This is a genomic window from Ruegeria sp. AL1 (genome assembly GCF_056540905.1).
In genome coordinates, this window is record NZ_JBQFXP010000003.1 from 205,801 (window position 1) to 231,299 (window position 25,499).

Annotated in this window: 21 protein-coding genes; 11 read left to right on the forward strand and 10 right to left on the reverse strand. The window is 59.5% G+C overall.

Features of this window, described 5'->3' with window-relative positions:
* The 6 genes from ACRZ9X_RS06470 to ACRZ9X_RS06495 form a co-directional block, all read right to left on the reverse strand.
* Entirely contained in the window at positions 1–1,137 is a 1,137-nt protein-coding gene (locus ACRZ9X_RS06470; protein ID WP_480516985.1) for an MFS transporter, read from the reverse strand.
* A gap of 69 nt (positions 1,138–1,206) precedes the next feature.
* Positions 1,207–2,484, reverse strand: coding sequence for a DUF3422 family protein (locus ACRZ9X_RS06475; protein ID WP_480516987.1), 1,278 nt, complete (start codon positions 2,482–2,484; stop codon positions 1,207–1,209).
* Between the two features lie 107 nt (positions 2,485–2,591).
* Positions 2,592–2,948, reverse strand: coding sequence for a VOC family protein (locus ACRZ9X_RS06480; protein ID WP_480516989.1), 357 nt, complete (start codon positions 2,946–2,948; stop codon positions 2,592–2,594).
* A 153-nt stretch (positions 2,949–3,101) separates the two neighbouring features.
* Positions 3,102–4,556 (reverse strand): NAD(P)(+) transhydrogenase (Re/Si-specific) subunit beta, encoded by a 1,455-nt coding sequence (locus ACRZ9X_RS06485; RefSeq protein WP_480516991.1) that lies wholly within the window; start codon positions 4,554–4,556, stop codon positions 3,102–3,104.
* A 14-nt stretch (positions 4,557–4,570) separates the two neighbouring features.
* Positions 4,571–6,142, reverse strand: a complete 1,572-nt coding sequence (locus ACRZ9X_RS06490) for a Re/Si-specific NAD(P)(+) transhydrogenase subunit alpha (RefSeq protein WP_480516993.1) — start codon at positions 6,140–6,142, stop codon at positions 4,571–4,573.
* Between the two features lie 135 nt (positions 6,143–6,277).
* Positions 6,278–6,727: a methyltransferase family protein gene (locus tag ACRZ9X_RS06495; RefSeq protein WP_480517302.1), complete on the reverse strand. Its 450-nt coding sequence runs from the start codon at positions 6,725–6,727 to the stop codon at positions 6,278–6,280.
* A gap of 178 nt (positions 6,728–6,905) precedes the next feature.
* Between ACRZ9X_RS06495 and kynU the strand changes: the two genes are divergently transcribed.
* On the forward strand, positions 6,906–8,099 hold the full coding sequence (kynU, locus tag ACRZ9X_RS06500) for a kynureninase (protein ID WP_480516995.1): 1,194 nt from the start codon (positions 6,906–6,908) through the stop codon (positions 8,097–8,099).
* On the opposite strand, the gene ACRZ9X_RS06505 is transcribed toward kynU, so the two are convergent.
* On the reverse strand, positions 8,092–8,670 hold the full coding sequence (locus ACRZ9X_RS06505; protein ID WP_480516997.1) for a TetR/AcrR family transcriptional regulator: 579 nt from the start codon (positions 8,668–8,670) through the stop codon (positions 8,092–8,094). The genes kynU and ACRZ9X_RS06505 overlap by 8 nt on opposite strands.
* Positions 8,671–8,769: 99 nt before the next feature.
* Between ACRZ9X_RS06505 and ACRZ9X_RS06510 the strand changes: the two genes are divergently transcribed.
* Together ACRZ9X_RS06510 and ACRZ9X_RS06515 are read left to right on the forward strand one after the other, a co-directional pair.
* On the forward strand, positions 8,770–9,234 hold the full coding sequence (locus ACRZ9X_RS06510) for a (2Fe-2S)-binding protein (RefSeq protein WP_480516999.1): 465 nt from the start codon (positions 8,770–8,772) through the stop codon (positions 9,232–9,234).
* A gap of 3 nt (positions 9,235–9,237) precedes the next feature.
* Entirely contained in the window at positions 9,238–11,478 is a 2,241-nt protein-coding gene (locus tag ACRZ9X_RS06515; RefSeq protein WP_480517001.1) for a xanthine dehydrogenase family protein molybdopterin-binding subunit, read from the forward strand.
* A 46-nt stretch (positions 11,479–11,524) separates the two neighbouring features.
* Here ACRZ9X_RS06515 and ACRZ9X_RS06520 read toward each other — a convergent pair whose 3' ends face one another.
* A complete protein-coding gene (locus tag ACRZ9X_RS06520; RefSeq protein WP_480517003.1) occupies positions 11,525–12,304 on the reverse strand; it encodes a gamma-glutamyl-gamma-aminobutyrate hydrolase family protein in 780 nt (259 codons plus the stop codon).
* 171 nt (positions 12,305–12,475) lie between these two features.
* On the opposite strand from ACRZ9X_RS06520, the gene ACRZ9X_RS06525 reads away from it, so the two are divergent.
* Complete coding sequence (locus tag ACRZ9X_RS06525; RefSeq protein ID WP_480517005.1) at positions 12,476–13,423, forward strand: phosphatase PAP2 family protein; 948 nt, start codon at positions 12,476–12,478, stop codon at positions 13,421–13,423.
* 3 nt (positions 13,424–13,426) lie between these two features.
* Here ACRZ9X_RS06525 and ACRZ9X_RS06530 read toward each other — a convergent pair whose 3' ends face one another.
* Together ACRZ9X_RS06530 and ACRZ9X_RS06535 are read right to left on the reverse strand one after the other, a co-directional pair.
* Positions 13,427–13,852 carry a GlcG/HbpS family heme-binding protein gene (locus tag ACRZ9X_RS06530; RefSeq protein ID WP_480517007.1) on the reverse strand — a complete coding sequence of 142 codons (426 nt, stop codon included), beginning with the start codon at positions 13,850–13,852 and terminating at the stop codon, positions 13,427–13,429.
* Between the two features lie 25 nt (positions 13,853–13,877).
* A complete protein-coding gene (locus ACRZ9X_RS06535; RefSeq protein WP_480517009.1) occupies positions 13,878–16,010 on the reverse strand; it encodes a malate synthase G in 2,133 nt (710 codons plus the stop codon).
* A gap of 205 nt (positions 16,011–16,215) precedes the next feature.
* Here ACRZ9X_RS06535 and pepN point away from each other — a divergent pair, with 205 nt between their 5' ends.
* The 7 genes from pepN to ACRZ9X_RS06570 all read left to right on the forward strand — a co-directional run bounded on the left by pepN (position 16,216) and on the right by ACRZ9X_RS06570 (position 25,499).
* Complete coding sequence (gene pepN, locus ACRZ9X_RS06540; protein WP_480517011.1) at positions 16,216–18,768, forward strand: aminopeptidase N; 2,553 nt, start codon at positions 16,216–16,218, stop codon at positions 18,766–18,768.
* 83 nt (positions 18,769–18,851) lie between these two features.
* On the forward strand, positions 18,852–19,193 hold the full coding sequence (locus ACRZ9X_RS06545; protein ID WP_480517013.1) for a hypothetical protein: 342 nt from the start codon (positions 18,852–18,854) through the stop codon (positions 19,191–19,193).
* Between the two features lie 198 nt (positions 19,194–19,391).
* Positions 19,392–20,582 (forward strand): hypothetical protein, encoded by a 1,191-nt coding sequence (locus ACRZ9X_RS06550; RefSeq protein WP_480517015.1) that lies wholly within the window; start codon positions 19,392–19,394, stop codon positions 20,580–20,582.
* Between the two features lie 77 nt (positions 20,583–20,659).
* Positions 20,660–22,171: an Asp-tRNA(Asn)/Glu-tRNA(Gln) amidotransferase subunit GatB gene (gene gatB, locus ACRZ9X_RS06555; RefSeq protein ID WP_480517017.1), complete on the forward strand. Its 1,512-nt coding sequence runs from the start codon at positions 20,660–20,662 to the stop codon at positions 22,169–22,171.
* A gap of 91 nt (positions 22,172–22,262) precedes the next feature.
* On the forward strand, positions 22,263–23,519 hold the full coding sequence (gene pepT / locus ACRZ9X_RS06560) for a peptidase T (protein WP_480517019.1): 1,257 nt from the start codon (positions 22,263–22,265) through the stop codon (positions 23,517–23,519).
* A gap of 80 nt (positions 23,520–23,599) precedes the next feature.
* Positions 23,600–24,043 carry a DUF4177 domain-containing protein gene (locus ACRZ9X_RS06565; protein ID WP_480517021.1) on the forward strand — a complete coding sequence of 148 codons (444 nt, stop codon included), beginning with the start codon at positions 23,600–23,602 and terminating at the stop codon, positions 24,041–24,043.
* Positions 24,044–24,131: 88 nt separating this feature from the next.
* On the forward strand, positions 24,132–25,499 hold the full coding sequence (locus tag ACRZ9X_RS06570; RefSeq protein WP_480517023.1) for a DUF3179 domain-containing protein: 1,368 nt from the start codon (positions 24,132–24,134) through the stop codon (positions 25,497–25,499).

Below are 25,499 nucleotides of genomic sequence, written 5' to 3' on the forward strand. Positions count from 1 at the left end.
TCAGTCGGCGCGCTTCAGCGCGCCGGCCAACAGGATGATCAGAACGGCCAGCGGCAACAAAACTGCAAATGCCAGCCTCAAGGTCATCAACTCGGCCAGAAACCCGATCAGCGGGGGGCCGATCAGCAACCCTCCGTAACCCAATGTCGCAACGCTGGCGATCGCCTGCCCGGGTGGCACGTCCGGGTCGTTGGCGGCGCGACTGAAGGCCAATGGCATGATCACCGCATATCCCACCCCCATCAGCGCAAAGCCCACCAGCGCCAATCCCGGCTGCCCTGCTGACACCACGCCAAAGACGCCCAAAGCGGCACATATTCCCCCAAACCGGGCTGTGGCAACAGGCCCAAACCGGGCGATGACCACGCCGCCCGCAAGCCGAAACGCAACCATCGTCACGGAAAAGACCGCATATCCCAAGGCAGCGACGCTCTCAGTTGCACCGGTCTCATCACGCAGGAATATGGCGCTCCAATCGGCTACGGCCCCTTCCCCCAATGCGCCGCACAGCGCCGTGAACCCAACCAGAACCAAAGCCCCCGACGGCAACGCGAACACCGATCCCGGTTCCGAAATCGTGCGCTTTGAGGTCCAGCGCACCCAGGACAACCCAAGCGCAAGCGCCACCACGACGCCACCGGCCAGCAAAAAATGCTGCAGCACCGTCATGTCCATCTGAACCGCCCCATACCCGCTGAGCGCGCCCAGCCCGGCCCCAAGGCTCCACATCGCGTGGAACGAAGACATGACCGGCTTGTTGTAGGCCTGTTCAACCTCGGCTGCCCAGGCATTCATCGCCACATCCATCGAGCCATGAAAGGCCCCGAACACAAACAAAAACGCCGCGAGCAACCAGAACCCGCCCGCAAAGGCCAACAGCACCAGTGAAAACGTATAGAGCACGGCGATCACGCGGGTTATCGCAACCGCTCCGAACCTGTCGGTCAGTCGTCCTGTAACCGGAAACGAACACACCGCACCTGCCGCCATGAACAGCAAACCCAGCCCCAGTGCCTCATGCGTCAGCTCCAGCTTGTCGCGGACCGCAGGGATACGAGACGCCCAGATACCAAACAGCGCCCCGTTCAAAATGAACATGGCGGCAACAGCACGCCACGCAGCCACAATACCGATCACAGGAAGCCCTCGCGAAATCCGTCAAACGCCGCCCGTTCTACAGATCATTCGTCGATTGGCAAAGGCCACCTATTCCAGCCGCCTGCGAATTCTTCGAACCCCCAGCCAAACGGCCAGAACCACAGGCAGAGTCACCAAGGTCGTCAACATCCCCTTGCTGATCCCGGCCTGCGTCAGCGGGTACAGCAGATAGCTGACCAACGAGACCGCATAATAGCTGATAGCAACCACCGAGAGCCCCTCAACCGTATGCTGCAGTCGCAGTGCCAGATCGGCGCGCCGGTCCATGCTTTCCAGCAAGGCCTGGTTCTGTGCGCTGCGCTCGACATCCACACGGGTGCGCAGTAATTCCCCCGCCCGGATCGCCCTGTCGGACAGGGCCTGCAACCGGCGTTCGGTAGACTTCACCGTGCGGATCGCAGGATCGTACCGGCGCATCATGAAATCGGCAAAGCTCTGCCCACCTTCAAACCGTTCTTCGCGCAGCACTTCAATCCGCTGATTCACGATGGCCTCATAGGCCCCGGTCGCCCCGAAGCGAAAAGAACACTGGGCTGACAGCGTCTCAAGCTCGGTCGAGGTCGATAACAGATCCGGCAGCAACGCGTCGGGATGGGCCGAATTGTCGGTCATCTGGCCCATCAACCGCGTCAGCCGACCATCCAACTCACCGATCCGGGGCATCAACTGCTTGACGCGGGCGAACCCCAGCATCGACATCGCCTTGTAGGTCTCAATCTCGCACAGACGCTGGATGACCCGGCCAATCCGCCGTTCTCCGGTGCCAGCCGTCACGAACAGCGCAAACCGCATATGCCCAGCCGGATCGATACGGAAATCGCTGGCGCAGATTGCAGCGTCATCCACGACACGCGCCACGGCCAAACTTTCCGGCTCAAACCAATCGGACAACGCGGCTTTGACCCCCTCGTCACCCTGCCGTTCGACCACCCGCATCATGACCGAGGTCACACGCTGGCCCGGACTTGCCATCAGCCAGTCCGGCGGGAACACTTCGAAATCCGCCGGGTTGAACGCCCGGTCGCTGACATTCTGTGCGATCGCCGTATAGGTCACGAACTCGGTGTGCTGTTCCCATTTCAGCCAATGCCGCCCGATCTGCCCGGCATAATGGGTGGCATCAGGTTGTGGATGCAGCGCCCCGTGCCGATCGAGCAGCGCCTTCAGATGCGCCATATCCTCATCCCGATCCCGAGCCACCGCTTCATCGGGTTTCTTGATGGCCAGAAACACAACCGTGCAGGGTGCCGCTGCCACGGGAAACGGGCGCGCGTGCAACTCGTTGGCCAGCGCATAGCGCAACGGGTGGTCATCTATGGGTGTCATCAGTGGCTCCGTTTCCTAGGGCGCACTATACGGCACATAGGAAATACATCAATTATCTTTTTATTTCATATACTTACACGGATACAACGGTATACAAACCCGCTATCTCATTGATTTGGCTGCCATAGCTCAATCGGATTCCCTTCCGGGTCGTGAATACGGGCGAATTTACCCACCTCACTGTCCCATTCCGGGTTGGTCTCAACGGTGATCCCATCCGCCTCAAGCTGAGCGGTCAGCGCGGCCAGATCATCCACGCGAAAATTGATCATCCACTGCTGTTCTGGCCGCCCGAAATAGGTGGTGTCCTGCGCAAAGGGCGCAAAGACGGTATAGCCTTCACGCTGCATCCACGGAACCGGGTCAAAGTGATGAACGCCCAAGTGTCTCTCATACCAGGCCGTCAGAGCTTCAGGGTCACGCGCCCGAAAGAACACACCACCAATACCGTTCACTTTCTCCATAGCAAACCTCCAGATACACACGCAGGATACCACACTCCACCTGCTTCATCTGGCCAAAAATATCCTGGGGGTTTGGGGGCAAAGCCCCCATCAACTCAAAAAAAAGAAAAGGGCGCCCGCAGGCGCCCTTTGCAATTTGACCGTGCCCTCAGATCAGTCGATCATCGGCAGCAGCTTGTCCAGCGAGGCCTTCGCGTCGCCATAGAACATTCGCGTGTTTTCCTTGAAGAACAGCGGGTTTTCGATGCCGGAATAGCCGGTGCCCTGACCGCGCTTGGACACAAACACCTGCTTGGCCTTCCAGCATTCCAGAACCGGCATCCCGGCGATGGGGCTGTTGGGGTCTTCCTGCGCCGCAGGGTTCACGATGTCGTTCGAGCCGATGACGATGGCCACATCCGTGTCCGGGAAGTCGTCGTTGATCTCATCCATCTCCAAGACGATGTCATACGGCACCTTCGCCTCGGCCAGCAGCACGTTCATGTGGCCCGGCAGACGACCCGCAACGGGGTGGATCGCAAAGCGAACCTCTTTGCCCTTGGCACGCAACTTGCGAACCAGTTCGGACACCGATTGCTGCGCCTGCGCCACGGCCATGCCATAGCCCGGGATGATGACAATGCTGTCAGCATCGTTCAAGGCCGCTGCGACGCCGTCTGCTTCAATCGCGATCTGCTCGCCCTCAACCGCCATCTGCTCACCCTGCGGGCCACCGAAGCCGCCCAGGATAACGCTGACAAAGTGCCGGTTCATCGCCTTACACATGATGTAGGACAGGATCGCACCCGACGAGCCCACCAGCGCACCAACAACGATCAGCAGGTCATTGCCCAGCGAGAAACCAATCGCCGCCGCTGCCCAACCTGAATACGAGTTCAGCATCGACACAACCACCGGCATGTCCGCCCCGCCAATACCCATGATCAGATGATAGCCAATGAACAGCGCAGCCAGCGTCATCAGGATCAGCGGGAACAGACCGCCCGATGCGGTGTACCAGATCAAGCAGATCAGCGAGAGTCCCGCAGCAACCGCATTCAGCGCGTGGCCGCCCGGCAGCTTGGTCGCCGCCGAGGTCACCTTACCCGCCAGCTTGCCATAGGCCACGACCGATCCGGTAAAGGTGATCGCGCCGATGAAGATGCCCAGAAACAGTTCCACATGCAGGATTGCCAGTTCGGCGGATGTCTTCTTGGCGATCAGCTTGGCAAAGGCCCCCAGATCACTCAGGTCCGCCTGCGACGCGCTGTCGGCAATCGCCATAACCTGCGCCACGTTGCCGATCTCAAAATGCGCGTTGAAACCCACAAACACGGCCGCCAGACCCACCAGCGAGTGCATCGCGGCCACCAGCTGTGGCATCTCGGTCATCTGGACGCGTTTCGCCACATATTGACCGATAAAGCCCCCGCCCGCGATCAGCAGCAGCGACAGCAACCACAGGCCCGACCCGGGGCCAACCAGCGTGGCAAAGACCGCCAACGCCATACCAACGATGCCATACCAGACTGCGCGCTTGGCGCTTTCCTGGTTCGACAGACCACCCAGAGACAGGATGAACAGAACAGCCGCAACAACATAGGCGGCAGTGGTAAAGCCAAATTCCATCTACCCGGCCTCCCTTAAGATTTCTGGAACATGGCGAGCATGCGCCGGGTTACGAGGAAGCCGCCGAAAATGTTGATCCCGGCCATGAAGACGGACAGCGCCGCCAGCAGAATGACCAGGAAAGACCCCGATCCGATCTGCATAAGCGCCCCGACGATAATAATCGACGAGATCGCGTTGGTGATCGCCATCAGCGGAGTGTGCAAGCTGTGGCTGACATTCCAGATCACCTGGAATCCCACAAAGATCGCCAGCACAAAGACGATGAAATGCTGCATAAAGCTGGCCGGGGCTACCAGCCCCACCAACAGCATCAGCGCACCGCCCACCCCCAGCAGGGTGAACTGCTGCTTGGTCTGCGCCTTGAAGGCCGCAATCTCTTGTGCTTTCTTCTCTTCCGGGGTCAGCTCTTTGACCTCAGGCTTTTTCTGCGCCGCGATCGCCTGCACTTTGGGCGGTGGCGGCGGGAAGGTGATGTCGCCCTCAAAAGTCACGGTGGACCCGCGGATCACATCGTCTTCCATATCGTGATTGATCTGACCGTCCTTTTCAGGCGTCAGGTCGGTCATCATGTGACGGATGTTGGTCGCATAAAGCGACGAAGACTGCGCCGCCATTCGGCTGGGGAAGTCGGTATAGCCGACGATGGTGACGCCATTGTCGGTCACCACCTTCTCATCCGGCACAGTGCCTTCGACGTTACCGCCGCGTTCCGCAGCAAGGTCAACAATGACCGACCCCGGCTTCATCGCCTTGACCATATCCTCAAGCCACAGCTTCGGAGCCGGGCGGTTTGGGATCAGGGCGGTGGTGATGACGATGTCCATTTCCGGAGCCAGCTCTCGGAACTTGGCCAGTTGGGCCTCGCGGAATTCCTCGGACTGAACCGAGGCATAGCCGCCCGTGGCCGCACCGTCCTGCTGTTCTTCCTCAAAATCCAGATAAACGAACTCGGCCCCCATGGATTCGACCTGCTCCGCCACTTCGGGGCGGACGTCAAACGCATAGGTAATCGCGCCCAACGAGGTCGAGGTGCCGATGGCCGCCAGACCGGCCACGCCCGCGCCAACGATCAGCACCTTGGCAGGCGGCACCTTACCGGCAGCCGTCACCTGACCCGTGAAGAAACGACCAAAGTTGTTCCCCGCTTCGATCACCGCGCGATACCCGGCGATATTCGCCATCGACGACAGCGCGTCCATCTTCTGCGCGCGGGAAATACGCGGCACCATCTCCATCGCGATGACATTCGCACCCTTGGATTTGGCTAGTTCCATGCCTTCTTCATTCCCTGCGGGATTAAAGAACGAAATCAGCGTCTTGCCCTTGGTCAGGCGCTTCAACTCGGTCTCGGTGGGCTGGCGGACCTTGGCAACGATATCCGACGACTTCCACAGAGCGGCTGCGGTCTTGACGATCTCGACCCCGGCCGCTTCATACGCTGCGTCCGAAAAACCTGCCGCCGCGCCGGCGCCCTTTTCGATGGCGCATTCATACCCGAGTTTTTGCAGCTGCACGGCAGACTCGGGTGTCATTGCAACCCGGTTCTCTCCGTCCAGAATTTCTTTTGGTGTGCCTATCTTCACCGGCATTTCCCCCTAGTTATCACTCTGAACGAGCGGCTGATCGGTATTTCTCGTTTAACATTCATCTTTCTTGCGCAACATTTCTCATTACGCAAGCGCAGCAATACTGACGCTGAGTTACAAACGCCTTATCCATCATATCCAGCGTCGGGTTTGACGTTCATAGCGTGCGAAGTCCGCGCGGAAGGTCCGGCGCAAGCGATCTTCTTCCGGCAGGATGAACCGGCGCTCCAGCACCCAGACAAAGATGGGAACAAGAACCAGCGACAATACGGCATCAAACCGCAGGATCAATCCGGCAAGGATCAGAACATCGCCCAGATAGATCGGGTTGCGGCTGCGCTTGAAAATCCCCGTCTGCACCATCGACGTCGGGACCTTGTGCGGAATGACCGTGGTTTTGAACCGGCGGAATTCGGCAATGGCCAGAACCGCAAGGATAAGCCCGGCCCCGATCAACACGCCGCTTATCAGATCCGTGAACCCTCCGTCCAACGACAGGCCGAACGAAACGTACCGCGCCTGTAGCCACGCGAGGACGGCAAAGCCCAGCAACCAGACCGGAGGAAGATCGACGGTGCGCATGTACGGATTACTTTCTGCCCTTTTCCAGCGACGGGTGTCGCATTTGACCGCTCGTCTACCGCTTTCTGTCGGAAATGGCAAAACAACAGATGGTCGCAGGGATTTCACACCTGCGCGCAGATGGACAGGCCCGGTCAGATGGGCTAGCCCTGTGCGCAAGTTCACTTGCAGGACCATCATGACCGATTTCACCGCAACCAAAGCCATGTTCGATCTGCCCGAGGGCGTTCTCTACCTTGACGGAAACTCGCTTGGGCCGCTGCCCCGCGCCGCCGGGGAACGGGTGCAGAAGACGATGCGGGACGAATGGGGGCAGATGCTGATCACCGGCTGGAACAAGGCCGGATGGATGGGATTGCCAACCGGTCTGGGCGACCGTATCGGACGGCTGATCGGGGCCGAACCGGGCAGTGTGGTGACGGGTGATACGTTGTCAATCAAGGTTTATCAGGCCGTGGCCTCGGCGCTCGAGCTGTGCCCCGGCCGCAAGGTCGTGCTTTCGGATAACGGCAACTTTCCTTCGGACCTTTATATGGTCGATGGCCTCTTGCGTTCGCTCGGCCCGGAATATGAACTGCGCGTGGTAGACCCCGAGGACGTCGCGACAAACATCACAGAAGATGTCGCCGTGCTGATGCTGACCGAGGTCGATTACCGCACGGGCCGGATGCACGATATGAAGGCGCTGACCGAACAGGCGCATGCGAACGGGACAGTCACAGTCTGGGATCTGGCCCATTCCGCCGGAGCGATTCCGGTGGACCTGTCCGGCTGCAACGCCGATTTCGCCGTTGGCTGCACGTATAAGTATCTGAACGGAGGGCCCGGCGCGCCGGCCTTTATCTACGTCGCCCCGCGACTGGCCAACCGGGTGCGGCCTGCCCTGTCGGGGTGGCTGGGGCATGAATTCCCCTTTGCCTTCGATCTGGATTACCGCCCCGGCACCGGCATCGAAAGAATGCGGGTGGGCACCCCTCCGATCCTCCAGATGACGGCCTTGTCAGCCGCAATGGATATCTGGGACATGGCCGACATGGCTGATGTCCGCGCAAAATCCATCGAACTGACCGAATTGTTCATCACCCGGGTCGAAGCCACCTGCCCAGACCTGCACCTTGCCAGCCCCCGTGACCCGGCACAGCGTGGCAGTCAGGTCTCGTTCCGATTTGCCGAAGGATACGCCGCCATGCAGGCGCTGATCGCCCGTGGCGTGATCGGAGATTTCCGCGCGCCGGATGTCATGCGGTTCGGCTTTACGCCGTTATACATTGACGAGACAGACGTCGAGCAGGCGGTGGACATTCTGGCGGATATCATCGTCAACAAGCTGTGGGACAAACCTGAATTCAAGATCCGGCAGCGGGTTACCTGACCTCAAGCCCCGCCCCCAGCAACGCGGCCAACTGAGAAATGCGGCGCTGAAACTCATCAGCATTGACGGCGGTCAATTTGATACCCATCAGGGTGGCAGTAATGGTTTTGGCGGTCTCGTCGGGTCCGTTGGGCAGGCGAACACGCCCGGCGCTGTCCTCGCGCCGCAGCCAATCGGCGTAAAGAGCGGTCAGCGTCGTCTCGCCTTCGGCCAAAATATCCGAGGCTGTCGATTTACTTGTGTCCAGCATCTCCATCCCGTGAGGAGATGCGAGGATGGTGGCCATGCCGTCGATCTGCGCACTGATCGCGTGGCACAGCCGATCTGACACGCTGCCCTCATCAGACAAAGCTCGTGCCACATTTTCTGTCTTTTCAGCATAATGCGCACGCGTCAGGCTGCGCACTATGGCTTCTTTGTTCTTGTAATGCAGATAGACCGCCGGGCGCGACATGCCTGCGCCTTTGGCAATGTCATCCATCGAAGTCTTGCGAAACCCATAAGTCGCAAACGCCTCGAGCGCCGAAGCCAGGATCGCCTGCTGCTTAGGATCATCTAGTTTGTCTGTCATAAATCCGCTCTGACATTTTTTGTTTATTATGTCAATTGACAACCTGACACTTTTCGATAAATATGTCAGAACACCAACCACAACCAAGAGAGATGCGCCATGGCGACCGCCCTGACTATCAATGGAAAGACCCATCAGGTGGATCTGCCTGATGATGTTCCCCTTTTGTGGGTCCTGCGGGACGAGGTCGGGTTGACCGGCACCAAATTCGGCTGCGGCGTTGCTGCTTGCGGCTCTTGCACGGTACATATCGACGGAGAGGCCGTTCGGTCATGTCAGGTCGCTTTGTCCGATGTCTGGGGCGATGTGACCACGATCGAAGGGCTGGGCACACCGGATGCCCTGGCGACAATCCAACAATCCTGGGTCGATCATCAGGTCGCGCAATGCGGCTACTGCCAATCCGGCCAGATCATGCAGGCGGCTGCGCTGCTGGCCGAGAACCCCGCCCCTTCGGATGCCGAGATAGACGACGCGATGCAGGGTAACCTGTGCCGCTGCGGCACGTATCCACGTATCCGGGCAGCGATCCATGATGCGGCATCCCGGTTGAAGGAGGCATAAGCGATGGCATCTATAGGTAAAATCCTCCGTCGAACGTTCTTGATCGGGTCCGCTGCCGTTGTCGGCGGCGTGGCCTTTGGGGCCTATTACGTCAGCCGCCCGGCGGCCAATCCCTTGAAACCGGGTCAGGGCGAAACCGTACTCAGCCCGTTTATCCTGATCGACCAGAAAGGTGTGACGCTGTTTGCACCGCGCGCCGAAATGGGACAGGGCGTCATGACCACATGGGCGGCCCTGATCGCCGAGGAACTGGACGTAGAGCTGGACGATATCCGCGTTTTGCACGGGCCTGCCGCAGCGGCCTATTACAACAGCGCCCTCATTGGCGAAGGACTGCCGAACAAGGGTTACGACATTTCGGACTTCCAGCACAATCTGGGCGAGGCTTTGGGCGTTTTGGGCAAAACGCTGCAATTGCAGGTCACCGGGGGATCGACCTCGATGAAGGACGGTTTCGAACGGATGCGCGAGGCCGGAGCGACCGCGCGCGAAACCCTGAAACAGGCGGCCGCGGACAGACTGGGCGTTGACCGGGCGCAACTGAAAACTGAAAGCGGTGCGGTGATTGCGCCTGACGGCACAGGTATTCCCTACACCGAACTGGCCGAAGCTGCCGGGCAGATCGATCCGCCTCATATCGAACTGCGCGACCCGGCAAACTGGCGCTTGCTGGGCCAAAACCTGCCGCGTGTGGATGTGGTGGGAAAATCCACCGGAACCGCAGAATTCGGCATCGACGTGCGCCCGGAGGGTTTGAAATTCGCCTCGGTACGGATGAACCCCAAACTGGGCGGCGCGATGAACGGCTTTGACGCCAGTACCGCCGAGTCTATGCCCGGTGTCGAAAAGGTGGTCGATCTGGGGACTGGCGTGGCAGTCATTGCCAACAACACATGGCTGGCCATTCAAGCGGTCGAGGCGATAGACGTCGATTGGGGCGAGGCCCCGTACCCATCCGACACCGAAGCGCTGTTCGCAAAGATCGCCGAAGCCTTTGACGACGCACCGAATTCAACAATGCGCGATGACGGCGACGTGGACACGCTGCCTGAAGGTGCCACCGAAATCACGGCTGAATATCGCGTGCCTTATCTGGCGCATTCGACGATGGAGCCGATGAACGCCACCGCCCTGTTTACCGGCACCAAACTGGATCTGTGGTGCGGCAATCAGGCTCCGACACTTCTGCAAATCCGCGCGGCCAACACGGCCAATCTGGACAAAGAGGCCGTTGAGGTCCACACCACCTATCTGGGCGGCGGCTTTGGACGGCGTGGTGAGCTGGACTTTGCCGAAATTGCCACCAAGGTTGCAATGGCCATGCCCGGCGTTCCGGTTCAAACAACCTGGAGCCGCGAAGAAGACATGCGCCACGACTTTTATCGCCCGGCGGCGCTGGCCCGGATGCGGGGTGCGGTCAAGGATGGCAAGGCGGTGCTGATCGACGGCAAGGTCGCGTCACAATCCTGCACTCAGCAGGCAGTCGAGCGCTATACCGGACTGCCTGGCGGTGGCCCCGACAAGGTTCTGGTGGAAGGGTTCTTTAACCAGCCTTACGCGGTGCCCAATTACCGGATGAGCGGTCATATCGCCGATCTGGCCGTCCCCGTGGGGTTCTGGCGCTCGGTCGGCAACAGCCATAACGGGTTCTTCCATGAAACCTTCATGGACGAGATGGCCCATGCCGCCGGTCGTGATCCGCTGGAGTTCCGGTTGGAACTGGCCAAGGCCGAGCACGGTCCCTCGGCGGGCGTGCTGCAGGCCGTCAAGGACATGTCCGGCTGGACCGGAGAGACACCGGATGGCGTCGGGCGCGGCGTGGCGATGAGCTACAGCTTCGGCACCCCGGTTGCTCAGGTGATCGAAGTGGTCGACGAGGACGGCACCATCCGTATCGCCAATGCGTGGATTGCGTGTGACGTCGGTTTGGCCCTGGATCCCGGTACGGTCGAGGCACAAATGTTCGGTGGCATGATCTACGGGCTGTCGGCGGCGGTCATGGGAGAGATCACCTTTGCGGACGGAGAGGTCGAGCAATACAACTTCCCCGACTATGACGCCCTGCGCATGCATAATGCACCTGTGACTGAGGTGCGTATTCTGGAAACCAACCCCCATCTGGGTGGTGTTGGGGAACCGGGAACGCCTCCGTCCATGCCCGCGCTTGGCAACGCCCTGTTCGACCTGACAGGCGCGCGCGCGCGCACCCTGCCCCTGATCAATCAGTTCAACCTACTGGTTTGATCACACTGCGTCGGTCCGGCCCTTCTCTCTCGGGCCGGCGCAGACATTATGCGGTTTGCTGGAACAATCCCGTGCGCGATCCGGCTGACCATGCCCGAACCGCGTCACCGAAGGCTTCGAACAACGGACGCGACACCGGGTCGTTCACAGCATCCCACTCCGGATGCCATTGTACAGACAGGGTAAAGCCCGGAGCATCCTTGATGTAAATCGCCTCGGGTGTGCCATCGGGGGCATGACCGTCGATCACGACGCGGTGCCCGATTGTCTTGATACCCTGCCCGTGCAACGTGTTGGTCATGATTTCGCGCGCGCCCATCAGCCGATGGAACACACCGCCCTCGGTCAGAGTCACCACGTGGCGCAGGGCGAATTTCTCTTCCAACGTGCCGTCGGGCGGCATCCGGTGGTTCATCCGCCCCGGTAAATCCCGAATTTCGGGATACAACGTCCCGCCCAGCGCCACGTTGACTTCCTGAAACCCGCGGCAAATACCAAAGAAAGGCTGCCCACGATCAACGCAGGCCCGTACCAACGGAAGTGTAATCGCATCGCGCGCGCGGTCGAAATCACCATGCGCTTCGGTCGCGGGCTCTCCATATTCCTCCGGGTGTACATTCGGGCGACCACCGGTCAGTAGAAAGCCATCACAGACATCCAGCAATTCCTCAACCGACACATAGCGCGGGTCGGCGGGGATCAGCAGTGGCAGACACCCCGACACATTCGCCACAGCGTCCGAGTTCATCGTCCCACCGGTATGAGTCGGATATTGATCATTCATCAGGTATGAATTGCCGATGATACCGACGACAGGACGAGACATTCACTTCCTCACTGTTTTGCAGACTGCCCGAACATTCATGCCAAACCCGGGCCGTATTTCAAAGTGCGGTGGCGCAGCTTGCGATGTGAATTTCTCAACAACTGCGCAGGAACGCCAAAGATATGCCGCAAATATGATGCACCAGTTGACGAAATAGGTCAGGCAGGTCTCATGGCGAACTCAACAGTCGAACAAGGAGTGGTAACAGTTTTCTCTGAACGACTGGGGCTGTCCCGCACAGAAACTCTCTTAAGCTCTTCACTGCTGCTGATCTTGATTCTTTGCGGCGCATTATCGGTACTGAAATCCCAACCCGTCGCGTGGTCCGCATTCTTTCTGACACTCATTCCAGCCATTGGGCTGTTCGCGGTTGGTTGTTATATCCGGTGCTACAAGAACCAGCCTCGCATCGCCCAGCTTGCCATCGCAAACAGCCTGTTCCTTGGTTTCATGGGGCTGTCGACGATATTGATCTATCTTCGGTTTCCAATTGGGCAGCTCACAACCGACACCTTACTGCTGCGCGCCGATGCGGTGGTTGGATATGTTTGGCCTGATTTCGTTGAGGCAGTGGCAGGCTACCCGGAAATCGCAGGCGCGCTGCGCTGGGTTTACCTGAGCTCTCTGCCGCAACTGTTTGCTCTGATAAGCATTCTCGCTCTCACTGGGAGAGCGGATACACTGAATCGCGCGCTCATTGCGGGTAGTTTCAGCCTTATGTTGACAACGCTGATCTGGTGGCTGGCGCCCAGCGTCGGTCCGTCGGCCTTCTTCAATTTGCCAGAAGGTCTCGAAGAAGAGATCAGACTGGTCACAAATAGCGCATATGCGCAGACGCTGCTGTATCTGTCCCAGAATGGATTGGCCATTATCGCGCCGGAAGACATCCTGGGAACCGTCGCGTTTCCTTCATATCACACGGTGATGCTGCTTTTGGTTGTCTGGTATCTTTACAAAACGCCGTTTTTCTATCCGGCACTTGCACTGAACCTGGCGATGGTGCCCGCCATCCTCTCACACGGAGGGCACCATCTGACCGATATGGCCGGTGCATTGGCTGTGTTCGCGCTTTCGGCCTGGGTGGCGGCGCGTCCGCAGTTGGGTAGCCCCATAAAATAAGTTTCAGATCTCGCCGATTAGACCGGCGGCTTCGATACCAGCCAGCGCGGCGGCAGCGTCGTTGTCTGATGTATCACCAGTGACTCCAACCGCACCGATCACCGCGCCTTTTTTGTCACGGAGCAAAACACCCCCCGGAACAGGCACGACCTGACCGCCGTAAACGCCGTTCACAGCGGCCATGAAATAAGCCTGTGCCTCGGCCCGGGCCATTTGCGCAGTACCAGCCATACCCAGCATGGCAGAGCCATAGGCCTTGCCTTGCGCGATCGCAAAGCGACCGGGGGCAGCTCCGTCTTCGCGCTCAAACGCGATCACATGGCCACCGGCGTCCAGAACGACGACCGAGAGCGGTTTCAGCTCCAGCTCATGGCCTTTTTCAAGGGTCTTGCGGATGATTGTGCGGGCTTTGCGCAGGGAAACTGCCATGTCGTGTCCTTTCAATGAGAGGGTTTCAAAGGCTGGCTTTCAGCTCCAGACGGCGGGCGTGCAAAACCGGCTCGGTATAACCTGACGGCTGAACACGGCCCTTGAACACCAGATCGCAGGCAGCCTGAAAGGCAATGCCGTCAAACCCCGGCGCCATCGGTCGATATTCCGCATCCCCTTCGTTCTGGCGGTCCACCACCGCCGCCATTTTCTGCATCGCGCCCATGACCTGCTGTTCGCTGACAATGTCATGATGCAGCCAATTGGCCAGCGCCTGCGACGAGATCCGGCAGGTCGCGCGATCTTCCATCAGGCCGATATCGTTGATGTCCGGCACCTTCGAACAGCCCACGCCCTGATCGACCCACCGCACCACATAGCCAAGGATGCCTTGTGCATTGTTCTCGATCTCGCGGGTGATCTCATCATCGCTCAGATTGCGTCCACCCAGCAGCGGCACCGTCAGCAAGTCATCCAACGTACCGCGCGCGCCGCCTGCGGCCAGCTCATCCTGACGTGCCAGAACGTCGACCTTGTGATAATGCGTGGCATGCAAGGTTGCGGCAGTGGGCGATGGCACCCATGCGCAGGTTGCCCCCGACTGCGGGTGGCCGATCTTGGCATCCAGCATATCGCCCATCCGGTCAGGCATCGCCCACATGCCTTTGCCGATCTGCGCCTTGCCCTTGAGACCGTACGCAAGACCGATATCGACATTGCGATCTTCATATGAGGTGATCCACGGCGTCACCTTCATGTCGCCCTTGGGCAGCATCGGGCCGGCCTCGATCGAAGTGTGTATTTCGTCCCCGGTCCGGTCGAGGAACCCGGTATTGATGAAGGCCACACGCGATTTTGCTGCGCGGATGCACTCCCTGAGATTGACCGAGGTGCGGCGTTCCTCATCCATGATGCCCAGCTTCACCGTGTTTCGCGGCAGGCCAAGGATGTCTTCGACCGTGTCGAATATCTCGACCGCAAAAGCCACCTCGGCGGGGCCGTGCATCTTGGGTTTCACCACATAGACGGACCCTTTGACCGAGTTCCCGCCGTCGCGCTGCAGGTCGTGCATGGCGATCAGCGTGGTGCACAGCGCATCCATCAGCCCCTCGCCAACTTCACGCCCTTCGGCGTCCAGCACGGCGGGGTTGGTCATCAGGTGTCCCACATTTCGCACCAGCATCAACGAGCGGCCCTTCAACGTACCCGCCTCGCCCTCAGCCGTAGTATAGATCAGATCATCAGCCAGCTTGCGGGTAAATGTCTTACCGCCCTTTGTCACCTCTTCGGTCAGATCGCCCTTCATCAGGCCGAGCCAGTTGCCATAGGCGACGACCTTGTCCTCGGCGTCCACACAGGCCACGGAATCCTCGCAATCCATGATCGTGGACAACGCCGATTCCATCTGCACATCCGCTATACCCGCCGGGTCGGTGGCCCCGATAGTGCTAGCGGCGTCGATCACGATCCTGATATGCAGCCCGTTGTGCTTCAGCAGCACGAAATCAGGCTGTTCGGCTGCACCACCAAAGCCCTCAAAACGCGCGGCATCGGCCAAAGCCGGCACCAACGCGCCGCCCTCGACCCGCAGCCCGGTCACGTCGGCCCATGACCCATTGGCCAATGGGACTGCATCATCCAAAAAGCCTTTGGCCCAGGCGATAACACGCGCGCCACGTGCGGCGTCATAGCCTCCGGCGGCGGGCAAATCCCCCATCGCATCCGTTCCATAAAGCGCATCATACAAGCTGCCCCAGCGTGCATTGGCAGCATTCAGGGCAAACCGCGCGTTGGTGATGGGCACAACAAGCTGAGGGCCGGGAATTGTCGCGATTTCAGGATCGACATTTGCGGTCTCAATCTGGAAATCGGCACCCTCCTCGACAAGATATCCGATCTCGCGCAGGAAGGCCTGATAAGCGGTGGCGTCATGGTCCTGACCTTTTCGATCAGCGTGCCATGCATCTATCTGACCCTGAATGTCTTCCCGTTCAGCAAGCAAGGCGCGGTTCTTCGGGCCCAATTCGGTCACCATACGTGCGAAACCATCCCAGAACGCATCGGCGGTTACGCCTGTCCCCGGCAGGGCCTGACCTTCGATGAACTCGGCCAAAACCGTATCGACCCCTAGTCCGCTGCGTGTCTGTCGGTTGCTCATGCTCTCTCTCCCCGCCGATGTGCGCCACTGTATGCAGCCAGCATGTAGAGCGAAAGTTTCCGACAGGCAACGTATGCCGTTGCGTTCCGGTAAAAAAACCTTACCAAAATATCATTTCATGCGTTATCGAACCCGCCAGCCCCGCTTGCAGCCCGCCGCCACAGCCCATAACGTCGCGCATGAACCAATCTGCACGAGGTCCATGATGCGTGATGCTGCTCCTACGACGATCTATCTGAAAGACTACACCCCCTTCGGGTATCTGGTAGACAACGTGAATCTGACATTCGATCTGGCTGCACATGCCACGCGCGTGACCTCGCGCATCGCCTTTCGTCCAAACCCCGATGCTACGGACCGCACGTTTTTCCTGCACGGCGAAGATCTGAAACTGATCCGGGCCGCGATTGACGGAGGTGTGGTCGCGCCTGAAGTGACGGACAAGGGCCTGACCGTCCCGGCCCCTGATGCGCCTTTCGTCTGGGAGGCTGAGGTCGAGATTGATCCGGGCAACAACACCGCGCTTGAGGGGCTGTATATGTCGAACGGCATGTATTGCACCCAGTGCGAGGCGGAAGGGTTCCGCAAGACCACGTTCTACCCGGACCGCCCTGACGTGATGTCGACCTTTACCGTGCGCATCAATGGCGACCTTCCCGTACTGCTGTCCAACGGCAACCCTTCGGGCCAGGGTGACGGTTGGGCAGAGTGGACCGACCCCTGGCCCAAACCCGCCTACCTGTTCGCGCTGGTCGCGGGCGATCTGATCGCCCATCCCGGCCAGTTCACCACAATGTCGGGCCGTGACGTCGAACTGAACCTATGGGTCCGCCCTGGGGATGAGGGCAAATGCGCCTTTGGCATGGAGGCGCTGAAGAAGTCGATGAAATGGGACGAGGATGTCTATGGCCGCGAATACGATCTGGACGTGTTCAACATCGTGGCTGTCGACGATTTCAACATGGGCGCAATGGAAAACAAGGGGCTGAACATTTTCAACTCTTCGGCTGTGCTGGCCAGCCCCGAGACCTCGACCGACAACAATTTCGAGCGGATCGAAGCCATCATCGCGCATGAATATTTCCACAATTGGACCGGCAACCGCATCACCTGCCGCGACTGGTTCCAACTGTGCCTGAAAGAGGGGTTAACGGTCTTCCGCGATGCGCAATTCACTTCGGACATGCGCTCGGCCCCGGTCAAGCGCATCCATGATGCCATCGACCTGCGCGCCCGTCAGTTCCCCGAGGATAACGGCCCCCTGTCCCACCCTGTCAGGCCCGAGAGCTTTCAGGAAATCAACAATTTCTACACCTCGACCGTTTACGAAAAAGGTGCCGAGGTGATCGCAATGCTGAAAAGGCTGGTGGGCGATGACGCCTATGCCCAAGCACTGGATCTCTATTTCGACCGGCATGACGGGCAGGCCTGCACAATTGAAGACTGGATCAAAGTGTTCGAGGACACGACGGGCCGCGATCTGACTCAGTTCAAACGCTGGTACAGCCAATCAGGCACGCCACGCGTCAAAGTGGCGGAAGGATGGGCCGACGGCACCTATACCCTGACCCTGTCGCAACATACCCCGCCCACGCCCGGTCAGCCCGAAAAGCTGCCACAGATCATTCCGGTTGCCGTGGGTCTGCTGGGCCCCAATGGCGATGAGGTCCGCGCGACTGAGGTTCTGGAATTAACAGAGCGCGAGCAAAGCTTTACTTTCCCCGGGCTGGCCGCCAAACCCACGGCTTCAATCCTGCGGGACTTCTCGGCCCCGGTTATTCTGGAACAGGATCAGAGCAACGCGGAACGTGCGTTCCTGCTGGCTCATGACACTGACCCGTTCAACCGGTGGCAGGCCGGACGTTCGCTTGCGCAGGATACGCTGCTGCGCATGATCCGCGACGACGCGGCCCCGGATTCCGATTACCTGGATGGGCTGGTGTCTGTGCTACGCGACCGTGAACTGGACCCGGCTTATCGCGCTTTGATGCTGGGCTTGCCGACTCAGTCGGAACTCGCCGCCACCCTGCACGAGCAGGGCCACACGCCCGACCCGATGGCGATCTGGACCGCGGTTGAGACGCTAAGACAGGCAACCGCGCAGCATGTGCAGGACCTTCTTCCCCGATTGCAGAGCGAATCTCTGGTCGATGCACCCTACAGCCCGGATGCGCAACAATCAGGCAAGCGCGCGCTTGGCAGCGCAACCTTGTCTTTGACGACGCGTCTGGATGGTGGGCTAAAGGCCGCTGAAGACTATGCCAATGCCGACAACATGACCTTGCAATTGACCTCGCTGGCCTGCTTGCTGCGTGCGGGCAAGGGCGCAGCCGAACTGGCCGCTTTCTACACCCAGTGGCAGCATGACCGGCTGGTCATCGACAAGTGGTTCGGACTGCAAGTGTCTATGGCGACTCCGGAAACTGCGGTCGGAAACGCGCTTTCCCTGACTGACCACCCGGACTTCAACTGGAAAAATCCAAATCGCTTCCGGTCTCTGATCGGTGCAATGGCCATGAACCACGCCGGTTTTCACCATGAAAGCGGCGCAGGCTATGCCTTGCTTGCAGACTGGCTGATCCGGCTGGACCCGGTGAACCCGCAGACAACGGCGCGCATGTCTGCGGCGTTCCAGACCTGGCGGCGCTATGATGCCGCGCGGCAGGACCTGATGCGCGCGCAGTTGACGCGGATTGCGGAAACGCCTGACCTGTCCCGCGATTCGACAGAAATGGTGTCCCGCATTCTCGGCTCATGACTGCGTTTACTTTTACACGCCATAACCGGTCGCAACGTGCGGTGATCCTTCTGATCTGCATATACGCCGCGCTTGTGGCCTTGATGGTGCTGTTCGACGCCGTCTGGTGGCTGATGGTCTTGCTGGCCTTGCCTACCTTGCCGGCGCTTTGGGATGTCATAAAGGACACCAACGCCGGGATGGAGCTGAGCGATACGGCCCTGAGTTGGCATTCCGGTCAACGATCGGGCAACTTGGAATTGTCGGACATTGATCGTTTTCGATTTGACACACGATGGGATTTCTCCGTTCGGGTCACGGCAATATTACGGTCCGACAAGAAAGTCAGATTGCCAGATGAATCGCTGCCGCCCCATAAAAATCTTGAAAAACTGCTTCAGCACGCCGGATTTACCGTCGAACGTCACCATTTCCGGGTTTTCTGAAACGATTCACAAATTCAGAACAAATTGATCCGAAATCCGCCGACCTGAACCCCGTCACCTTGATTTTTCGAACATTTTTAGGCAACGTTAATCTGTTACCTATGTTTTAATAGTTCGAGTTAAGCCATGTTCCGGTCCTTCAAGGCGTTTTCAGCCAGATTGTCAGGTCATACCTATCCCGTTTCCCCGCAGGCATCTGTGTCAGATCCTGCCGGACCGTCACGGTTTGTGGATACCGGCCAACTGAACATTCCCGTCGCAAAAACCGGGCCAGAAGATCTGGTCGCCAAGAAGATGATTGAACGCGGGCGCGCGTTCGCGCGTCAGGACCGCTGGAGCGAACTGTCGCAGGAAATGCTGGCCGCAGACCGGTCGCGCGAAGTCTCACCTTGCGGACAGCCAATTGTTGATCTTCTGGCTTTCGGGGCCCGCTCGGATGTCGTTCTGGCGGTAGAGCATGCGCTGTCGGACGGCAAGGCAATCTCGGATTATGATCTGCTCAGCGGCATTTCCGAACTGGAAGGCGAGATGCAGGATCATCCTGATGATCCGATGATCGGTCTGGTTGTTGCGTTGGCGCATATCGACCTGGCATGGGCCTGGCGTGGCACCCGGGGACGCGGTGGTGCCCTGCCGCCGCTGCATCAATCGCGTTGTGCTGCGCATTTCGACCGGGCCGCGGCCATTCTGCCGGATTGTCAGGCGGCGCTGCCGGACAGCCCGGCCATTGCCGCTGCGGATTGCGCCTTGCTGGCAGGTCAGCGTGTCTCGCGCGCGCGGGTGGCCGAGAAATATGAGGCTCTGATTTCGTTGGACCCGCAAAACCACCGCCACATGCGGGCCATGGGCAGCCATTTGCTGCCGCGCTGGTTCGGCAGCTACGAAGAACTGGAAGTGCAGGCTTTGCGCAACGCGGCCCGCACGCAGAAAATCTGGGGCGCGGGTGGCTACACCTGGGTACAATTCGACGCCATCGCGCTGGATGACGAAGCCTGTGCGCGCGTGGATGTTGAGTATTTTCTGGAAGGGATGCGCGATATCGTGACGCGCCGCCCGGATCAGCAGACGATCAACCTTCTGGCTGCGTATTGTGCGATCACGCTCAAGTCCAGAATGGGGGCGTGTCCGCGTGCCGATCAGGCGCGCAAACAGATTTGCGCGGCGGCAGATTGGCTGATCCGCGACCATCTGACCGAATTGCACCCGCTGATCTGGGCGCATGCGGCGGATGGGTTCAACAACAGCCTGCGCGTCAGCTCTCCCGAGCGGTTCGCCGCCCGGGGCCACCGTGACGCAATGCGCGCAATCGCAGGGCTGCTTCGGGATGAACTGCGTAGCGGTCAAAGCGTGACATTCACCCCGACCGGGCTGCAGGTCACCGGGAACTAAACCGCCTTTGCCCCTTGCTCCTTTGGCCCGGCGCGCCTAATACGCAAACCTAGACTTTTGCGGAAATGAGGCGCGCCATGCTCGACCTGACATACGAAATGCCCAAAGTTAAAACCATTGCCGGGGCCAAGCACGATTGGGAACTGGTGATCGGGATGGAGGTGCACGCTCAGGTCTCATCCAATGCCAAGCTGTTTTCCGGCGCGTCGACGCAATTCGGGGCCGAGCCGAATTCGAACGTGGCCTTTGTTGATGCGGCGATGCCGGGGATGCTGCCTGTGATCAACGAATATTGCGTGGAACAGGCCGTGCGCACCGGGCTGGGCCTGAAGGCGGATATCAACCTGAAATCGGCGTTCGACCGCAAGAACTATTTCTACCCCGACTTGCCGCAGGGATACCAGATTTCCCAGCTCTACCACCCCATCGTGGGCGAAGGCGAAGTGCTGGTCGAAATGGGCGACGGCACCGCGCGCATGGTTCGCATCGAGCGCATCCATATGGAACAGGACGCAGGCAAATCGATCCACGACATGGACCCGCATATGTCCTTCGTGGACCTGAACCGGACCGGCGTCTGCCTGATGGAGATCGTCAGCCGCCCCGACATCCGTGGCCCCGAAGAGGCCGCCGCCTATATCGCCAAGCTGCGCCAGATCATGCGTTACCTGGGTACGTGCGACGGCAACATGCAGAACGGCAACCTGCGGGCGGACGTGAACGTTTCGATCTGTTTGCCGGGCGCGTATGAGAAATATCAGGAAACGCAGGACTTCTCGCATTTGGGCACGCGCTGCGAGATCAAGAACATGAACTCCATGCGGTTCATCCAGCAGGCGATTGAGGTTGAGGCAAGGCGTCAGATCGCCATCGTCGAAGGTGGCGGGACCGTTGATCAGGAAACCCGCCTGTATGACCCGGACAAGGGTGAGACACGGTCGATGCGGTCCAAGGAGGAAGCGCATGATTACCGCTATTTCCCCGACCCCGATCTGCTGCCTCTGGAGATCGAACAGGCCTGGGTCGATGACATCGCCACCAAGCTGCCGGAACTGCCCGACGACAAAAAGGCGCGGTTCATCGCCGAATTCGGCCTGACCGACTATGACGCCTCAGTCCTGACTGCCGAGGTCGAAAGCGCCGCTTATTTCGAGGACGTCGCGAAAGGCCGCAACGGCAAGCTGGCCGCGAACTGGGTCATCAACGAGCTGTTTGGCCGGTTGAAGAAAGAAGACCACGACATCACCGACTCGCCCGTATCACCGGCGCAATTGGGTGGGATCATCGACCTGATCGCGTCGGACGCCATTTCGGGCAAGATCGCCAAGGACCTGTTCGAGATCGTCTATACTGAAGGCGGCGACCCGGCGCAGATCGTGGAAGAGCGCGGCATGAAGCAGGTGACCGACACCGGCGCGATTGAGGCCGCTCTGGATGAGATCATCGCCGCCAACCCGGCGCAGGTCGAAAAGGCCAAGGTGAACCCCAAACTGGCGGGCTGGTTCGTTGGTCAGGTGATGAAGGCCACCGGCGGCAAAGCCAACCCAAAAGCGGTAAACCAGTTGGTCGCCCAAAAGCTGGGATCGTAACTCACCCGTGAACCATAGGACGGAGTCAGGCCACCTGCTTGACTCCGTTGTCATTTACCCCCTTTCTTCGGCAGCAAAGAGGGAGGGTACGATGCAGAACAGATTTGATCAGGAACTCGAAGCCCGGCTGATGCGCTATGCCGCCATTGACAGCCAAAGCGACGAGACCTCGCCCTCGACCCCCAGCACCGGCATTCAGTTCGACATGCTGCATCTGCTGCAAAAGGAACTGACCGAGATCGGTGCGCAGGATGTTGAGATCACCGGCGACAGTGTGGTCGTGGCAACGATCCCCGGCACGGCTGAGGGCCCGACAGTCGGCTTTTTGGCCCATGTGGACACCGCCCCGCAATTCAACGCGACCGGTGTGAAACCACGGGTGATCAAAGGCTACAACGGTGGCGAAATCACCTTTCCTGACGATCCTGATCTGGTTCTGTCCCCGGAAGAGCACCCCTATCTGGCCGAAAAGATCGGCCATGACCTGATCACCGCCTCTGGCACCACGTTGCTGGGGGCGGATGACAAGGCCGGCGTGTCGATCCTGATGACGATGGCGCGGCATCTGATTGAAAACAAAGACATCGCCCACGGACCCATCCGCATCGCCTTTACCCCTGACGAAGAGATCGGGCGCGGCGTGACCGAGCAATTGCCAAAGGATCTCAAGGCGGATTTCGCCTATACACTCGACGGGCAGGACGTAGGTGAGATCGAGTACGAGAGCTTTTCGGCGGATCGTGCGGTGATCAAGATCACCGGCGTCTCGATCCACCCCGGCCTGGCCAAGGACAAGATGGTCAACGCCGCCCATCTGGCCGCCAAAATCGTGCAGACCCTGCCGCAGGCCACTATGACACCCGAGGTCACCGACGGGCGCGACGGGTTCATCCATATCACTGACATGAACGGCGGGTCCTCCGAGATGGAGATCAAGCTGATCCTGCGCGATTTCGAGATGGAGGGGCTTGAAGCCCAGCGCGACATCGTCCGTCAGGTCTGCGACGCCGTGCAGGCGACCGAGCCGCGCGCAACGATCACCTGCGACATCTCCCATCAATATCGCAATATGCGTTACTGGCTGGAAAAGGACATGACCCCCGTCGATCTGGCCCGCGAGGCCTGCCGCGAACAGGGGATCGAGCCCGTCTCGGTCCCGATCCGGGGCGGAACGGATGGGTCCAGACTGACCGAATTTGGCACGCCCACGCCCAATCTGTTCACCGGAATGCAGTGCATTCACGGCCCGCTGGAGTGGATATCAGTTCAGGACATGGCCCTTGCGACCGAGCTTTGCCTGTCGCTTGTCGAAAAAGCAGCGCGGGCTGAAGGCAACACTGCGGGTTGATTTTCACGCCCACAAGAAGTTCGCTTTTCCCGGCGCTTCAAAATGTTAACGTGCCGAGAGATGGCAATCGGGACCGAATGATGCACCGCTACGAATACAAAGTTGTTCCCGCCCCGCAAAAGGGCACCAAGGCCAAAGGGGTCAAAACACCAGAAGGCCGTTTTGCCAATTCGGTTGAACAACTGCTCAACAAGCTGGGTCAGGACGGCTGGGAATATCAACGCGCCGAACTTTTACCCAGTGAAGAACGCAGCGGGCTGACCGGATCGACCACGAACTGGCGCAACGTTCTGGTATTCCGCCGCGCAATCCCCGGCGATGCCGTCGAAGAGGTGCCCGAACCGACTGCCCCACCAGTCGCAGAAGAGGCAACGCCCGGCGTGCGTCCCGTGCCGGGTCCGGACGAAGTTCTGGGGCAGAACACGCCCGAGTCCGTGGTTGCACCGGCACCGATTTCCGAAGCCCCTCAGGACCCGCCTCTGACACTGAAGCACCCCGACGACGACCAAAGCGACAAGCCCTGATCAAATACTACATTCCGTTCACAAGGGTGTTGCGTGAACGTGAGCACATCAGCGTGCAAAGTGGGCATGGAGTCTATCGGAGGATACCATGCCACTCACGCGTCGCAGTTTTCACGGTTTGCTGGGGGCAAGCGCCCTGGCCCCTTCCGCGCTTTGGGCGCAGGAGGATCCGGTACTGAATGCCATTCGGACGACCCTGTACTCCAGCCGCACGGATTTCGAAGCCGGTATGGCCTTTCTGAAGGACCGCGGTAATCCCGACGTGGTACCCGCCCTGTTGACAGCAATGCGCTTTGCCCGGCGGCGGGATGACGACATCGCCGAAGTTATGGACGCGCTGACAGGTCAGTCGATTGGGGCGGACTGGTTTGACTGGATGCTCTGGCAAGAGCGCAACCCCCAGATCGTCCCGCACCCCTCGCTGATCCCGTTCAAGCGCGAGGTTCTGCTGGGCATCGACCAGAACTTCGACGTGTTCCTGCGCCCTCAATATCTGGACCGGGACAAGATGAAGATCAGGCTTGAGGAGATCTCGTGGGGTGGCGTGGTCAAGGATGGTATTCCATCGCTGGACAATCCCGAGCTGATCTCGGCGAAGCAGGCCGATTACATGAAACCGGATGATCTTGTGTTCGGCGTTGAAATCAACGGCGACGTGCGCGCCTATCCGCTGCGGATCATGGGCTGGCACGAGATGTTCAACGAGGTGATCGGCGGCGTGCCCGTGGCACTGGCCTATTGCACGCTCTGCGGGTCGGGCATCCTGTTTGAAACCCGGGTTGAAGGGCGCCGCAAACCGCTGGTCTTTGGCTCATCGGGGTTCCTCTACCGCTCCAACAAGCTGATGTTTGACCGCGAAACGCATTCGCTGTGGAACCAGTATACCGGTAAACCGGTGGTCGGACCTCTGGTCAATAGCGGGATCGAATTACAACAGCGTCCGGTGGTGATCACCACGTGGGACAGCTGGAAAACTTCACATCCCGACACCAAGATTCTGTCACTGGATACCGGGCACCGGCGGAACTACGGGTCAGGCGTGGTCTACCGGGAATATTTCGCCTCACCCGAACTGATGTTCCCCGCCTTGGTGGATCAAAGAGATCATCGGCAGAAAGATTACGTCTTTGCCGTGCGCCAATTCGGTGCGGCGCGCGCGTGGCCGCTAGATGCTTTTGGGCGTCGCCGCGTTATCAACGATGCGATTGCAAACCGGCCTCTGGTTCTGATCGGCAACGAAGACAGGCGCACCGTCCGTGCTTATGAGCGGAAATCGAACCAGTTCTCGACGTCCGGCGGAGACCTTGTGGATCAGTCCGGCCAGAAATGGACCATGACCGAAGAGGCGCTGATTGGGCCCGATGGGGCGCAATTGCCGCGCGTGGCGGGCCACATTTCTTACTGGTTTGCCTGGGACAATTATCTTGGCGACGCGGCCACGGTCTATGATGGCTAG